At 72.8% G+C, this 12,711-nt stretch carries 10 protein-coding genes and 1 pseudogene; 6 read left to right on the top strand and 5 right to left on the bottom strand.

What is annotated here, in order from left to right:
* The first annotated feature begins 6 nt into the window (after positions 1-6).
* Both J7E94_RS25410 and J7E94_RS25415 read left to right on the top strand, forming a co-directional pair.
* Positions 7-852 carry a response regulator transcription factor gene (locus J7E94_RS25410; RefSeq protein ID WP_215019116.1) on the top strand — a complete coding sequence of 282 codons (846 nt, stop codon included), beginning with the start codon at positions 7-9 and terminating at the stop codon, positions 850-852.
* A complete protein-coding gene (locus tag J7E94_RS25415) occupies positions 849-1,961 on the top strand; it encodes a sensor histidine kinase KdpD (RefSeq protein ID WP_215019117.1) in 1,113 nt (370 codons plus the stop codon). Before J7E94_RS25410 ends, J7E94_RS25415 begins: the two co-directional genes overlap by 4 nt.
* On the opposite strand, the gene J7E94_RS25420 is transcribed toward J7E94_RS25415, so the two are convergent.
* The 5 genes and pseudogenes from J7E94_RS25420 to J7E94_RS25440 all read right to left on the bottom strand — a co-directional run.
* Positions 1,958-3,022: an NAD(P)-dependent oxidoreductase gene (locus J7E94_RS25420; protein ID WP_215019118.1), complete on the bottom strand. Its 1,065-nt coding sequence runs from the start codon at positions 3,020-3,022 to the stop codon at positions 1,958-1,960. The two genes, J7E94_RS25415 and J7E94_RS25420, sit on opposite strands and share 4 nt — an antisense overlap.
* Positions 3,023-3,115: 93 nt before the next feature.
* A complete protein-coding gene (locus tag J7E94_RS25425; RefSeq protein WP_215019119.1) occupies positions 3,116-3,868 on the bottom strand; it encodes an MBL fold metallo-hydrolase in 753 nt (250 codons plus the stop codon).
* 90 nt (positions 3,869-3,958) lie between these two features.
* Positions 3,959-4,942 (bottom strand): GlxA family transcriptional regulator, encoded by a 984-nt coding sequence (locus J7E94_RS25430; RefSeq protein ID WP_215019157.1) that lies wholly within the window; start codon positions 4,940-4,942, stop codon positions 3,959-3,961.
* Between the two features lie 102 nt (positions 4,943-5,044).
* Positions 5,045-5,662, bottom strand: coding sequence for a class I SAM-dependent methyltransferase (locus J7E94_RS25435; protein ID WP_215019120.1), 618 nt, complete (start codon positions 5,660-5,662; stop codon positions 5,045-5,047).
* Between the two features lie 93 nt (positions 5,663-5,755).
* A pseudogene (locus J7E94_RS25440) lies at positions 5,756-6,213 on the bottom strand (potassium-transporting ATPase subunit C); the annotation flags it as partial.
* 632 nt (positions 6,214-6,845) lie between these two features.
* On the opposite strand from J7E94_RS25440, the gene J7E94_RS25445 reads away from it, so the two are divergent.
* The 4 genes from J7E94_RS25445 to J7E94_RS25460 all read left to right on the top strand — a co-directional run bounded on the left by J7E94_RS25445 (position 6,846) and on the right by J7E94_RS25460 (position 12,693).
* Entirely contained in the window at positions 6,846-8,258 is a 1,413-nt protein-coding gene (locus J7E94_RS25445) for a family 2B encapsulin nanocompartment shell protein (RefSeq protein WP_215019121.1), read from the top strand.
* Positions 8,259-8,359: 101 nt separating this feature from the next.
* On the top strand, positions 8,360-9,694 hold the full coding sequence (locus tag J7E94_RS25450) for a family 2 encapsulin nanocompartment cargo protein terpene cyclase (protein WP_215019122.1): 1,335 nt from the start codon (positions 8,360-8,362) through the stop codon (positions 9,692-9,694).
* A gap of 2 nt (positions 9,695-9,696) precedes the next feature.
* Positions 9,697-10,611, top strand: a complete 915-nt coding sequence (locus J7E94_RS25455) for a geranyl diphosphate 2-C-methyltransferase (protein WP_251057210.1) — start codon at positions 9,697-9,699, stop codon at positions 10,609-10,611.
* 309 nt (positions 10,612-10,920) lie between these two features.
* Positions 10,921-12,693, top strand: coding sequence for a hydrogenase maturation protein (locus J7E94_RS25460; protein ID WP_215019124.1), 1,773 nt, complete (start codon positions 10,921-10,923; stop codon positions 12,691-12,693).
* Positions 12,694-12,711 lie beyond the last annotated feature (18 nt).

The raw sequence follows: 12,711 nt of genomic DNA on the forward strand, positions 1-12,711 counted from the left end.
GGGGCCATGGCAGTGAGCAATGTGGAGCGTGCGAACGAGGGCCAGCGCGCCGCCGGCAGCGAGGAGGCCGGCGCCCTGGGCGGTGCTCTGGGCGGCGCCTTGGGCGGTGTTCTGGTCGTGGACGACGATCCGACCGTCTCGGAGGTCGTGGCCGGGTACCTGGAGCGGGCCGGCTTCGCCGTGCGGCTGGCGGCCGACGGCCCGGCCGCCCTGCGCGCCGCCGAGGAGCGCCGCCCGGACCTGATCGTCCTCGACCTGATGCTCCCCGGCATGGACGGCCTGGAGGTCTGCCGCCGGCTGCGGGCACGGGAGGGCGGCGCCCCGCCCGTCCCGGTGATCATGCTCACCGCGCGGGGAGACGAGGACGACCGGATCCTCGGCCTGGAGGTGGGCGCGGACGACTACGTGACCAAGCCCTTCAGCCCGCGCGAGCTCGTCCTGCGTGTGCAGTCGGTGCTGCGCCGGGCGACGGCCGGCGCGACGGCCGGCGACCTGGCCGGCGGGCCGCGCCTCACCACGGCGGGACTGGCCCTGGACCCGGCGGCTCGCCGCGTCCACAAGGACGGCAGGGAGCTTGCCCTGACCCTGCGCGAGTTCGATCTCCTCGCCTACTTCCTGCGGCACCCCGGTCAGGTCTGCGATCGCGAGCGGCTGCTGCGCGAGGTGTGGGGCTGGGACTTCGGCGACCTGTCCACGGTCACCGTCCACGTCCGGCGGCTCCGCGGAAAGGTCGAGGACGATCCGGCGAGCCCGCAACTGATCCGGACCGTGTGGGGCGCCGGCTACCGCTTCGAAGCAGCCCCGGACGCCGAGGCCGCACCGGCAGTCCGCCCGGACGGAGGACAGGCATGAGCGACCTCCTGCTGATCGCCCTGTACGCCCTCCTCGGAGCCGGCACCGCCGGGCTGCTGGGAGCCGCGGCGCTGCGGATCCTGCGCCGACGCAGCGTCGCCGTCTCCCTCGCGATCGTCGCCGCGGTCGCCGTGTCCGCGATGCTCGCCGGGACGCTGTCGGTGGCCTGGGCCATGTTCCTGTCCTCCCACGACCTGGCCGTGGTGACCATGGTCGTCGCCATGGCCGCCGCCGTCTCGATGGCCACCGCCCTGCTGCTGGGCCGCCAGGTCGTACGGCGCTGCCGGGAACTGGTCGGCGCGGCCCGCACCTTCGGCGAGGAGGGCACCTTCACGGCGCCCCTCGTGCCCGCCCCCGCCGAACTCACGGCCCTGAGCCGCGAGCTGGCCCTCACCGGCGAGCGGCTGGCTGCCTCCCGTGAACGCGAGCGGGCCCTGGAGACCTCCCGGCGCGAGCTCGTGGCCTGGATCTCGCACGATCTGCGGACCCCGCTGGCCGGGCTGCGCGCCATGTCGGAGGCGCTGGAGGACGGCATGGCCGCCGACCCCGCCCGCTACCACCGGCAGATGCGCACCGAGGTCGACCGCCTCAACTCCATGGTCGGCGACCTCTTCGAGCTCTCCCGCATCCACGCGGGCGCGCTGTCCCTCAGCCCCACCCGGATGTCCCTCTACGACCTGGTCGGCGACGCCCTGGCCGGCACCGACGCCCTCGCCCGGGAACACGGCGTCCGCCTGGCCGGCGAGAACGTCGCGCCGGTCCCGGTGGAGGTGGACGGCAAGGAGATGACGCGGGTGCTCTCCAACCTCCTGGTCAACGCCATCCGCCACACCCCGGCCGACGGCACGGTCGCGATCGCCGCCGAACGCCGCGCGGACTCGGTGGTGCTCTCCGTCACCGACGCCTGCGGAGGCATCCCCGAGGAGGACCTCCCGAGGGTCTTCGACACCGGCTGGCGCGGCACCCCGGCCCGCACCCCTCCCTCGGGGGCGGGCCTCGGCCTGGCCATCGTCCGGGGCATCGTCGAGGCTCACGCGGGCCATGCGAACGTCCGCAACGTCTCCGGCGGCTGCCGCTTCGAAGTGACCCTGCCGGCGGCTGTGGCCTAGGGGGTTCCGACGGGGTTCCGGCCGGTGTTCGGCCGCCGGACGAGTTCTGTCACCTCGGGAGTTCGCGATTGGGCCCCGGCTGCCGGCTCGGCCATGCCCGCGGTGAACGGCACCGCCGGGCGCCAGCCCAGTTCGCGGCGCAATCGCGCCGAGTCGGCGGTGATGTGCCGGACGTCGCCCAGCCGGTACTCGCCGGTGACGACCGGGTCCGGGCCCGCGCACGCGGCGGCCAGGGCCCTGGCCATGTCGCCGACGGTCCGGGGATCGCCGCTGCCCACGTTGTACGCGGTGAAGCCCGGCGGCGTCTGCTGCGCCAAGGCCTCGAGCGCGACCACGTTGGCCCCGGCCACGTCCCGCACGTGCACGAAGTCCCGGCGCTGTCCGCCGTCCTCGAAGACCCGCGGCGCCTCGCCCCGCGCGAGGGAGGACCGGAACAGCGCGGCCACCCCCGCGTACGGGGTGTCGCGGGGCATCCCCGGCCCGTAGACGTTGTGGTAGCGCAGCGAGATGACGCGCCCGCCTGTGGCTCGCGCCCACGAGGCGGCGAGGTGTTCCTGGGCGAGCTTGGTGGTGGCGTAGACGTTCCTGGGGTCCATCGGCGCGTCCTCGGCGACCAGCCCGGGGGCGAGGTCGGCGCCGCAGTGCGGGCAGCGCGGTTCGAACCGGCCCGCCGCCAGATCGGCCTCCTCGCGCGGGCCGGGCCGGACCACGGCGTGCGCGGGGCACTCGTAGCGCCCTTCGCCGTAGACGACCATCGACCCGGCGAGCAGGAGGTCCCGTACGCCTGCCTCTGCCATCTGGGCCAAAAGCACCGCGGTGCCCAGGTCGTTGGCGGAGACGTAGCCGGGCGCATCCCCGAAGTCCTTGCCCAGGCCGACCTTGGCCGCCTGGTGGCAGACCGCCTCCACGCCGGCCAGCGCCTCCCGCACGGCACCCGGGTCCCGTACGTCCCGCCCGTCCTCGGCCAGGTCGAAGACCACCGGGTCGTGCCCGCGGCCGATCAGCTCGGCGACGATGTGCGAGCCGATGAAGCCCGCTCCTCCGGTCATAAGTACGCGCATGCCCCGAAGCTATGCCGCGTGCGGCGCGGCGGCGCGCTCGCCGGGCCGCACGTCACGGATCCGTAAGAACGACCCGTGCCGGAGCGTGCCCGCTCAGCCGAGGGTTTCGCGAGCTCCGGGTGTGAGCCAGCGGAGGCGGTCGCCGACTCCGGCCGCGGCGAAGGCGGCGGTGATCTGCTCGCGGTCCTCGGTGAAGTGCTCCCACGAGGTGTAGTGGAGGGGGATGGCGGTGTGGGCGCCGAGGGAGAGGGTGAGGGCCGCGCCCTGGTCGGCGTCCATGGTGAGGAGGCGGCCGTCGCCGAAGGCCGCGATGCGGGCGGCACCGAGGTGGAGCAGCGCGGTGCCGATGTCGAAGCGGCGGGAGATCTCGTCGAGGGTGTCCACGTAGACGGTGTCGCCGGAAATGTAGAGCGCCTCCGTCTCCCCTTCGGACTCGACGACGAAGCCGATGACGTCGCCGACCGGGCCGTGCACGCCGGGCGTGGCGGTGATGCGCAGGGCAGTGCCGCGCACGGTGAGCTCGTACGTGGACCAGGGCGCCAGGCCCACGGCCTGCCCGCCCAGGCGGCCGGCGCCGCTTTCGGTGGTCAGGACGGGGCGGCCGCCGAGCAGGGTGCGCCCGGTGGCGTCGAGGTTGTCGGGGTGGTCGTCGTGGCTGAGCAGGATCGCGTCGACGGCCGGGAGGTCTTCGACGGCGACCGCCGGTCCGGCGGTGGAGCGCAGGACCACGGGGTCGTGGCGGTATTCGGCGGGCGCCGGGTCGAAGACCGGGTCGGTGAGCAGGCGGACGCCGCCGATCTCCAGGAGGACGGTGGCGGTGCCGATGTGGGTGGCCGTGAACTTCACGGTGGTGGCTCCAGGGTGTGGTGAGGGCGTGCGGGATCACCGCCGCACCCGGTACGGGGTGCGGCGGAAGAGGGGAGGGGGAGGGCAGGGTCAGGCGGCGGTGCGGAACCGGCCGCGGTACTCGCCGGGAGAGGTGTTCAGACGGTCGCGGAAGACGCGGTGCAGGGTCTCGACCGAGCCGAAGCCGCAGGCCTGCGCGATGTCGGGGGCGAGTCGGGAGGTCCGCTCCAGCAGTCGGCGGGCCGCCTCCAGCCGCATGCTCTCGACGAACGCGCCGGGTGCGCTGCCGGTCTCGGCTTTGAAGACCCGGGCGAAGTGGCGCTCGCTCATGGCCGCGCGCGCGGCCAGCGCGGGCACCGACAGATCGCTGTCGAGGTGCTCGGCGATCCACTGCCGGAGCTCGCGCACATCCGTACGGGTTCCGGCCGGATGGGCCAGGGGCACGCTGAACTGGCTCTGACCGCCGGCCCGCTGGAGGTACATGACCATGATGCGGGCGACGTGGAGGGCGACCTCGTCGCCGTGGTCGTCGGCCACGAGGGCCAGGGCGAGGTCCATGGACGAGGTGATGCCGGCACTCGTCCACATCCGGCCCGAGCGGACGAAGATGGGATCGGGGTCCACCTCGACGGCCGGGTGCTCCGCCGCGAACCGCTCGGCGGTCGCCCAGTGGGTCGTGGCGCGGTGGCCGTCGAGCAGACCGGCCGCGGCGGTCACATGGGCGCCCACGCACACGGAGGCGACCCGGCCCGCGGCCGGTCCGGCCTCGCGGAGCCAGGCCACCACGGCGGGATCGACATGCGGCTCGGGGCCGTCGGCGCCCATTCGGATCCGGCCCGGCACCACCAGCGTGTCGATGGTTCCCTGCTCGGAGAACAGCTCCTCCACGTGCAGCCGTACGCCGGCGGAGGTCGCCACCGGGCCGCGCCGCTCGCCGGCCCAGTGCACCTCGTAGCCCGGCCGACGTCCCCCGAGCACGAGGTTCGCCATGGCGAAGACCTCCGCGGGACCGGTCACGTCGAGCGCGTCGATACCGGGGAACATCGCGAACACGACCGCGTGGGGGCCGGACAGAGAGGAGTTCATGCCCCCAATATCCGGCCCCGGCCCCGCGTCTGCAATGACAGGTATCTGCAAGATACGGACATCAGCCCGGAACGGCGCCGCCCGCCCGCCTCAAGGGGACACCGCGATGCCGAGCGAGTCGGCGGCCAGGGGCTTCGGGGCGCCCTTCTCGTAGAAGACGTCGAGCTCGGTGATGGTGAAGCCGGCGGCGGTGAGCAGGTCGGCGATCGGCCTGGTGAGGTGGCATCCGGCGAAGACACGCTGCTCCAGCGGGTCGAGGCGGCGTTGCCAGCGGCGTACCCGCTCTTCCGGGGCCAGGCCGTGTTCCATGAAGTGCAGGGTTCCGCCGGGCTTGAGGACGCGCCGCACCTCCCGCAGGGCGGCCTCGGCGTCCGGGATGGTGCAGAGCGTCCAGGTCGACAGAGCGGCGTCGAAACTCGAGTCCGCGAAGGGCAGCGACTGGCCGTCCAGCCCGGAGCGCTCGACCGGGATGGTGGTCGCGCTCACCCGCTCGGCGGCCAGCTTCCAGGCCACGTCCGAGGGGTCGACGGCGGCCACCCGCGTGACGGCCGCCGGATAGTAGGGGACGTTGTGCCCGGAGCCGAATCCGATCTCCAGGACCTCACCTGCAAGGCCCTGACAGACCCGGCGCCGCAATGCCTTGGCCTCGCCCATGGCGCAGGCGACGTTGATGACCCGCGGGACGATGTGCTCGGCGTAGAACCCCATGGCAGCCTCCGGCCCTCACGAAAAGTCTGGCACCGCGCCGGGAGCGGTGCGAGTCGCGGGCCCGCCGGCTCCCCGTCCGTGCGAGCGGGACCATCAGCTCATGGCCGGCGCCTTCAGCGCGGTGTTGAGTGCGAGGACGTTGACGCGGGGCTCGCCCATGAAGCCGAGCGTGCGGCCCTCGGTGTGGTCGGCGACGAGCTTCTCGACCTGCCGCACGTCCAGCTTGTTCCGCTCGGCGAACCGGTGGACCTGGAGCCCGGCGTACGCCGGGAGATGTGCGGGTCGAGGCCGGAGCCGGAGGAGGTGACGGCGTCGGCCGGCACGTCCTCGGGCCTGACCTTGTACGAGGGCGTGGAATTGTCCGCCACGACCGCCTCCTGGGCGGCGAGGACCTGGGCGCAGAGGGTGCCCTTCTGCGCGTCTCGGGTGCATGTGCCGTCGACGGCGCCGGTGTCGGCTGAGCGGTTGGTGGCGCCGGAGAGGATCAGCGAGTACCGGGTGTTGACCGAGTTGGTGCCGAGGCCGTTGGAGGGGCGCGGCTGGAACCACTTCCCTGCTCGGGCGGAGCCCGGGGCTCGGGGGAGTGCGAAGCCCCGTAGGCGGGCCAGCGCATCTCGGCGGCGAAGACCGCGACCGTGGCGAAGACGAAGGCCAGATCGGCCATCGTGAGCTCCTGGATGAAGTGATGAGAAGGGAATCGGCCTGTATGGCCGGACCCGAGCCAACCGCCTCCCCACGAGGGCGTCGGGACGTCTTGACGGACTCCATACGGGCCCACGGAAACCCTTGACGCCACGCTGACGCGAGCCCCCGACCCGACGGCGTCAGCCCTGCGCTCCGGGACCGAAAGGCAACGCGGTGGCCGACTGCGACTGGGCCCTTTGCGCCGGCGCCGCGGCCGTCCGGCCCGGTGCGAGCGTGTCGTGCGTGTCGTCGGCGTGACCGCGGGGGTGCGGTGCCTTGACCTGGCCGGATGCAGTCGTTCGCCTCGGCAAACACCGCTCGGGACAAGATCACTGCATCGAGGTAATGCCAGGGGTTCCTCAAGGTCCAGTGGGCGAATGGGCCGTTAGTGTTCCCCGAGATCTGGAGGGATCCCCGGATACTCGCCCCCTTTTTTTCCTCTCTCACCGGTGAGGCACACCCATGCCCGTCACCGCCCTGACGAAGGAGCGCTCGCCCGATGACCGTTGACACCAGCCCGGAAGCTCAGCTGGAGCCGCCGCAGCAGTCCAGCCTGAGCACGGCAGCTGCCCGCAACCTTGCCAGCACGACCAAGTCCGCCCCGCAGATGCAGGAGATCACCTCCCGGTGGCTGCTGCGGACGCTCCCCTGGGTGGAGACCAAGGGCGGCACCTACCGGGTGAACCGCCGGCTGAGTTACACCGTCGGCGACGGACGCATCGAGTTCATCCAGGACGGCGGCGACGTCCGGGTGATCCCCCGCGAGCTCGGCGAAATGGCCCTGCTGCGCGGCTTCGACGACGAAGAGGTGCTGACCGCGCTCGCCGGCCGGTGCGTCCAGCGCGACTTCCGGGCCGGTGAGGTGCTCGTCGAGCGCGGTACCGCCGCCGACCAGATCCACCTGATCGCCCACGGCCGGATCAGCCAGACCACCCTCGGCAAGTACGGCGACGCCGTCGCCGTCGCCGTACTCGCCGACGGCGAGCAGTTCGGCGAGAACGCCCTCCTGGACGCCGACGCCACGTGGGACTACACCGCCACCGCCGAGACCCCCGGCACCCTGCTCACCCTGTCCCGCGCCGAGTTCGCCGCCGTGATGTCCACGGCGCCGAGCCTCCAGGCCCACGTCCAGCGGTTCAGCTCCCTCCCGCAACAGCGGCAGAACAAGCACGGCGAGGCCGAGATCGCCATGTCGGCCGGCCACACGGGCGAGGCCGAACTGCCCGGCGCCTTCGTCGACTACGAGCTCAAGCCCCGCGAGTACGAGCTCTCCATCGCGCAGACCGTCCTGCGGATCCACACCAGGGTCGCCGACCTCTACAACGGGCCGCACAACCAGACCGAGGAGCAGCTCAGGCTCACCATCGAGGCGCTGCGCGAGCGCCAGGAGCACGAGCTGATCAACAACCGGGAGTTCGGTCTGCTGGCGAACGCCGCCTTCAAGCAGCGGATCCAGACCCACTCGGGCCCGCCCACCCCGGACGACCTCGACGAGCTGCTCTGCCGCCGACGCGGCACCAAGTTCTTCTTCGCCCACCCCCGGACGATCGCCGCGATCGGGCGCGAGCTCAACGCCCGCGGGCTCTACCCCGACCACGTCGACCTCGGCGGGCAGCAGGTCCCGGCCTGGCGCGGGGTCCCGATCCTGCCCTGCAACAAGATCCCCATCAGCAAGGACAACACCAGCTCGATCCTCGCCATGCGAACCGGCGAGGACAACCAGGGCGTCATCGGTCTGCGCCAGACCGGTCTGCCGGAGGAGTACGAGCCCGGCCTGTCGGTGCGCTTCATGGGCATCAACGAGCAGGCGATCATCTCCTACCTGGTCACCACCTACTACTCCGCCGCCATCCTGGTGCCCGACGCGCTCGGCGTGCTGGAGAACGTGCAGATCGCCCGCAGGCGCGACTGAGAGGCGGATCCGCCCGACGGCCACGACAGCCCGGACCTTCCCGGGTCTACCGCGCATGCCCGGGATCCGGACAGACCACCCACCTCATCAAGGAGCCACGGATGCCCGATCCCGGGCCTTCCCCTCAGCAGTCGAGCCTGCCTGCCGCTGCGGCCCGCTTCGGGGCCCACGTCCTCGCCACCGCCCAGGCCGCCGGTGTCGAAGCCGCGGCCGACGCCCTGCCCGTCCTGCCCGTGCCGCCCGTCCTGCCTTCTGTGCCCTCCCTGCCCTTCGGCCCCGTCTCCGTCCCCGTCGCGAGGGCCGTGCCCGTACCGCAGCAGGGTCCGGCCGACGTGGGGCAGCCGGACCCCGCCCTGGCACGGATCCTGCGCGGCCCCAGCGGGCTGGGCACGGAGAGCCTGCACTGGGCGCGCCGCGAGGAGCCTGCGGCACCGCCGGAGCCCGAGGCACCGGTGGCGGGCCGTCCGATCCCCGGCCTCTACCACCACCCGGTGCCCGAGCCCGACGCGGCTCGCGTGGAGGAGGTCAGCCGCAGGATCAAGGCATGGGCGCTGGACGAGGTCGAGCTGTACCCCGAGGACTGGGAGGACCAGTTCGACGGCTTCCACGTCGGGCGCTACATCGTCGCGTGCCATCCGGACGCTCCCACCGTCGAGCACCTGATGCTCGCCACCCGGCTGATGGTCGCCGAGAACGCGGTCGACGACTGCTACTGCGAGGACCACGGCGGCTCGCCCATCGGCCTCGGCGGACGCCTCCTGCTGGCGCACACCGCCCTCGACCCCCTGCACACGACGAAGGAGTACCAGCCGGAGTGGGCCCAGTCGCTCCATTCGGACGCACCCCGGCGCGCCTACCGCTCCGCCATGGAGTACTTCGTCCAGCAGGCCAGCCCCTCGCAGGCGGACCGCTTCCGGCACGACATGGCCCGCCTGCACATGGGCTACCTCGCCGAGGCGGCGTGGGCCCAGACCGAGTACGTCCCCGAGGTGTGGGAGTACCTGGCGATGCGGCAGTTCAACAACTTCCGCCCCTGCCCGACCATCACCGACTCGGTCGGCGGCTACGAACTGCCGGCGGATCTGCAGGCCCGGCCGGAGATGCAGCGGGTCATCGCACTCGCCGGCAACGCCACCACCATCGTCAACGACCTGTACTCGTACACCAAGGAACTCGCCGCCCCCGGCCGGCACCTGAACCTGCCCGTGGTGATCGCCGAACGTGAGGGGATCTCCGCGCAGGAGGCCTACCTGAAGGCGGTCGAGGTCCACAACGACCTCATGCACGAGTTCGAAGCCGAAGCCGCCGCCCTGGCCGCCGCCTGCCCCGTTCCGAGCGTGCTGCGCTTCCTGCGGGGGGTGGCCGCGTGGGTCGACGGCAACCACTACTGGCACCAGACCAACACCTACCGCTACAGCCTGCCCGACTTCTGGTAAGGATGGACTTATCCGTGACTAGCACCGATCTCACCGCCGGCGCCACCGCCACCACTTCTGCCGACACCTCCGTGAGGATCCCCTCCCCGGCCACTCCCTACCAGGGGGATATCGCCCGTTACTGGAACAACGAGGCCAGGCCCGTGAACCTGCGGCTCGGCGACGTCGACGGCCTTTACCACCACCACTACGGCATCGGCGACGTCGACCACTCCGCCCTCGGCGACGCCGACGACAGCGAGTACGAGAAGAAGCTGGTCGCCGAGCTCCACCGGCTGGAATCGGCGCAGGCCGAAGTCCTCCTGGACCACCTCGGCCCCATCGGGCGCGACGACACCCTCGTGGACGCCGGCTGCGGCCGCGGCGGCTCGATGGTCATGGCCCACCAGCGCTTCGGATGCAAGGTCGAGGGCGTCACCCTGTCGGCCAAGCAGGCCGACTTCGCCAACCAGCGCGCCCGCGAACTCGACATCCAGGACCATGTCCGCGCCCGCGTCTGCAACATGCTCAGCACGCCCTTCGACACCGGGCAGGCCGCGGCCTCCTGGAACAACGAGTCGAGCATGTACGTCGACCTGCACGACCTCTTCGCCGAGCACTCCCGCGTCCTCGCGGTCGGCGGCCGCTACGTGACCATCACCGGCTGCTGGAACCCGCGTTACGGCCAGCCCTCGAAGTGGGTCTCCCAGATCAACGCGCACTTCGAGTGCAACATCCACTCCCGCCGTGAGTACCTGCGCGCCATGGCGGACAACCGTCTCGTACCGCAGGCCGTCATCGACCTGACCCCCGAGACGCTGCCCTACTGGGAGCTGCGGGCCACGTCTTCGCTGGTCACCGGCATCGAGGAGGCGTTCATCAACTCCTACAAGGACGGCTCCTTCCAGTACGTCCTGATCGCAGCGGACCGCGTCTGACCGACCGCGTCTGACCGACGGCGTCTGACCGACGGCGTCTGACCGACGGCGTCTGACCGACGGCGTCTGACCGGCCGCGTCCCACCCGACCGGGGACCGAAAGGGCCGGGCCCGTCACCCGACGGGCCCGGCCCTTCCGCCCCGGTGCCCGTGCCGTCGCGCATCCACCACGTGGCGGCCCACGCGCCCCCCTTCCGAGTGACACCCAAGCAAGGCCTCCGCGTCCGGCGGGCGGCCAGGACCGACGATCGCCAGCGGCCGTACCGTTCCGGCCGGCGATCACCGAGGTCCGGATGCTTGGGAGATCACGTGCACGTCCTGCTCGCCGCCAGTGCCTTCAACAGCCTCACCCAGCGTGTCCACGCCGAACTGAGGGACCACGGCCACCACGTGGCGGTCGAACTCGCCCTGTCGGGCGACTCCCTGGCCGACGCCGTCCGCCGCCACGGGCCGGACCTCGTCCTGGCGCCGATGCTGAAGACGGCCGTCCCCCGCGAGGTCTGGTCCGCGCACACCTGCCTGATCGTCCATCCGGGGCCCGTCGGCGACCGGGGTCCCTCCTCGCTCGACTGGGCCATCACCCAGGACGCGACCCGATGGGGCGTCACCGTCCTGCAGGCCGGCGAGGAGATGGACGCCGGCGACGTCTGGGCATCCGTCGACTGCCCGCTGCCGCCCGTCGGCAAGAGCGACGCCTACCGCGGCGAGATCGCCGACGCGGCACTGGCCGCAGTCCTCCTGGCCGTCGACCGCTTCGCCTCCGGCACCTACGTCCCGCAACCGCAGCGCTCCGGCCACGCCCGGCCGTACCTGCGCCAGGAACACCGCCGGATCGACTGGGCCCACGACACCACGGAGAGCGTCGTACGCGCCCTGCGCGCTGCCGACTCGCAGCCCGGCGTCCTCGACGAACTGCTCGGCGGCCAGTGGTACCTCCACGGCGGCCACCCGGAGGACCGGCTGCGCGGCCGCCCCGGAGCGCTCCTGGCCACCAGGGCGGGCGCGGTCTGCCGGGCCACGGCCGACGGAGCCGTGTGGATCCCCGAACTGCGGGCCCGGCGCGTCCCCGGCGAGCCCGCCCCCGTCAAACTGCCCGCCGCGCTCGCCCTCGGGGACCGGCTCCCGCCGCTGCCCGAGATCCCCGCCCCGCCGTACGCCGACCCCCCGGTGCGGACCTGGGCCGACATCGGCTACCGGGAGGAGGGCGGCGCCGGCTTCCTGTCGTTCTCCTTCCCCGGCGGCGCGATGAGCACCGAGCAGTGCCGGCGCCTGCTGGCGGCCTACCGTACGGCCTGTTCCCGCCCCACCTCCGTACTCGTCCTCGGCGGCGGCCGCGACTTCTTCTCCAACGGCATCCACTTGGGCGTCATCGAGGCGGCCGCCGACCCGGCCGCCGAGTCCTGGGCCAACATCAACGCCATGGACGACCTGGTCGAGGCCGTGCTGACCACCACCGACCGGCTCGTCGTGGCCGCCCTCGGCGGCAACGCGGCGGCCGGCGGGGCCATGCTCGCCCTCGCCGCCGACGAGGTCTGGTGCAGGGCGGGGGTGGTCCTCAACCCGCACTACCGGCTGATGGGGCTGTACGGGTCGGAGTACTGGACGTACACCCTGCCCCGCCGGGTCGGCACGGGCGTGGCGGAGCGCCTCACCACCGAGGCCCTGCCGCTCAGCGCCGACGCCGCCCGCCGGCTCGGGCTGACCGACCGCACCATCGCCTGCGGCCCGCAGGCCTTCGCGGCCGAGACCGCCCGGCTCGCGGCCCGCCTGGCGGCCTCACCCGCCACGCAGACCGCGATCGCCCGGAAGAAGGACCGGCGCGGCCGCGAGGAGGCGGTCCGGCCGCTCGCCGCCTACCGGGAGGCGGAGCTGGCCCAGATGCGCGAGACCTTCTTCGACCCGCGGGCTCCCTACCACGCGCTGCGCCGCGCCTTCGTACGCAAGGAGCCCCCGGACCGGACCCCGCCGCACCTGGCGCGGGCCGTGCCCGGCCGGCGCACGGCCCCGCTCCCCGCCCGGCGGCCCGTCGTCATCACTGGACCGGCCCAGCACGACAGGGCAACAGGCCCGAAGAGCTGCTAGCAAGAAGAGTGGAGGCGG

Source organism: Streptomyces sp. ISL-94 (genome assembly GCF_018614075.1).
Taxonomy (GTDB): Bacteria; Actinomycetota; Actinomycetes; order Streptomycetales; family Streptomycetaceae; genus Streptomyces.

What these genes read in the sequence shown, in the direction of transcription:
- J7E94_RS25435 (WP_215019120.1), bottom strand. Translation starts at nt 5,662, where the DNA reads ATGGGGTTCTACGCCGAGCACATCGTCCCGCGGGTCATCAACGTCGCC.
- J7E94_RS25445 (WP_215019121.1), top strand. Translation starts at nt 6,846, where the DNA reads ATGACCGTTGACACCAGCCCGGAAGCTCAGCTGGAGCCGCCGCAGCAG.
- J7E94_RS25415 (WP_215019117.1), top strand. Translation starts at nt 849, where the DNA reads ATGAGCGACCTCCTGCTGATCGCCCTGTACGCCCTCCTCGGAGCCGGC.
- J7E94_RS25410 (WP_215019116.1), top strand. Translation starts at nt 7, where the DNA reads ATGGCAGTGAGCAATGTGGAGCGTGCGAACGAGGGCCAGCGCGCCGCC.
- J7E94_RS25420 (WP_215019118.1), bottom strand. Translation starts at nt 3,022, where the DNA reads ATGCGCGTACTTATGACCGGAGGAGCGGGCTTCATCGGCTCGCACATC.
- J7E94_RS25455 (WP_251057210.1), top strand. Translation starts at nt 9,697, where the DNA reads ATGGACTTATCCGTGACTAGCACCGATCTCACCGCCGGCGCCACCGCC.
- J7E94_RS25450 (WP_215019122.1), top strand. Translation starts at nt 8,360, where the DNA reads ATGCCCGATCCCGGGCCTTCCCCTCAGCAGTCGAGCCTGCCTGCCGCT.